The organism is Streptomyces sp. ISL-11 (assembly GCF_018614525.1).
GTDB lineage: Bacteria > Actinomycetota > Actinomycetes > Streptomycetales > Streptomycetaceae > Streptomyces.
Genome location: NZ_JAGGOL010000131.1, coordinates 1 through 1,603, shown reverse-complemented (window position 1 = coordinate 1,603; position 1,603 = coordinate 1). Strand labels below are relative to the sequence as shown.

General features: G+C 74.5%; 1 protein-coding gene. It reads left to right on the top strand.

The window, feature by feature from the left end; translation table 11 throughout:
• Positions 1–1,301: acyltransferase domain-containing protein (locus J7E86_RS24165; RefSeq protein ID WP_215084154.1), on the top strand; the 1,301-nt coding region annotated here is incomplete at its 5' end.
• Positions 1,302–1,603 lie beyond the last annotated feature (302 nt).

The window sequence follows — 1,603 nt, the reverse complement described above, 5'->3', positions numbered from 1 at the left end:
CGCCGTTGTTGTTGTCGGCCGCGACACCGGAGGAGTTGTGTGCGCGGGCCGCCCGCCTGCACGGTCTCCTGCACACCGACCCCACCGCCCCTCTCACCACCACCCCTCTCTCCACCGCCACCACCACCGCCACCGATACCGCGGCTGCGGTTGGTGTGCCGGGGGGTCCGGCTGGTGGGGTGGTGGACGGGTACCGGGCGGTGGTGGTGGCCTCGGGCCGGGATGAGGCGCTGGGCGGGCTTGAGGCGCTGGCCGCGGGCAAGGCGGCTCCTGCCGTGGTCACCGGCCGCCCCGTGGGCGGGGGGCTGGCCTTCTTGTTCACCGGTCAGGGCGCGCAGCGCCCGGGAATGGGCCAGGAGCTGTACGCGTCCTTCCCCGCCTACGCCGATGCCTTCGATGAGGTGTGCGACGCCCTGGACCGGTATCTGAGCCGTCCGCTGCGCGAGGTCCTCGCCGACAGTGATCCGGCGGTGCTCAACCGTACGGAGTTCACCCAGCCGGCGACGTTCGCGCTGGAGGTCGCGCTGTTCCGTCTCCTGGCCGCAGGGGGCTTGCGCCCGCAGGTGATGGCGGGGCATTCGATCGGTGAGATCGCCGCCGCGCATGCCGCCGGCGTGCTGTCCCTGCCGGACGCGGCCCGGCTGGTGGCCGCGCGGGGTCGGCTGATGCAGGCGCTGCCCGCGGGCGGGGTGATGGTCGCGGTCCTGGCGGGTGAGGAGGAGGTGCTGCCGTTGCTGGCGGGCCGTACCGACAGGGCGGGGATCGCCGCGGTCAACGGGCCTGCCTCGGTGGTGGTGGCCGGTGCCCGCGAGAGCGTCGAGGAGATCGTGGCCGAGCTCAAGGCCGCCGGCCGCAAAACGCGTGCGCTGCCCGTCAGCCACGCCTTCCACTCACCGCTGATGGAAGAGGTCCTTCAGGACTTCCACGCGGTGATCAAGGACACCGTCTTCGCCGCGCCCCTCATCCCGCTGGTCTCCACCCTCACCGGCCTGCCCGCGGACAAGGACATCCGTACGCCCGAGTACTGGGTCCGTCATGTGCGGGGCGCCGTCCGCTTCGCCGATGCCGTGCGGACCCTGGAGGACCAGGGGGTGCGTACCTATCTCGAGATCGGCCCCGACGCCCCGCTGACGGGTCTGGCCAAGTCCTGCCTGGCCGCCCCCGAGCGGGCCGCTCTGCTGCCCGCCCTGCGCCGTGCCCGTCCCGAGGCCCGCACGCTGGTCACCGCCCTGGCCCATGCCCACGTGCGCGGCGCGCGCATCGACTGGCCGGTCTTCCACCCCCACACCCCCACCACCTGACCTTCCACCACCAGGCCCCGGCTACCGGCCCCCGGTCACCAGGTCCCGCCGCCGGGCCTTGCTGCCGCCCCCGGTAGCGGGTCCCCGCCAGGGGCCCGTCACCCGTCACCCGTCACCCGGGCCCCGTACGCAGGCCCTGGCCTGCTGGCCCCCAGCCTCCCGCTCTCACCTCTCCCGGCCCGGTCCCGTACACCAGCACCCGCCTCCCTCCATGCCCCGGACCTCCGGGTTCCGGCGGGCGCCGGGCCCCTGCGGGTGTACGGGCCGGCCAGGGCCCTGCGGGTGTACGGGCCTGCGGGGCC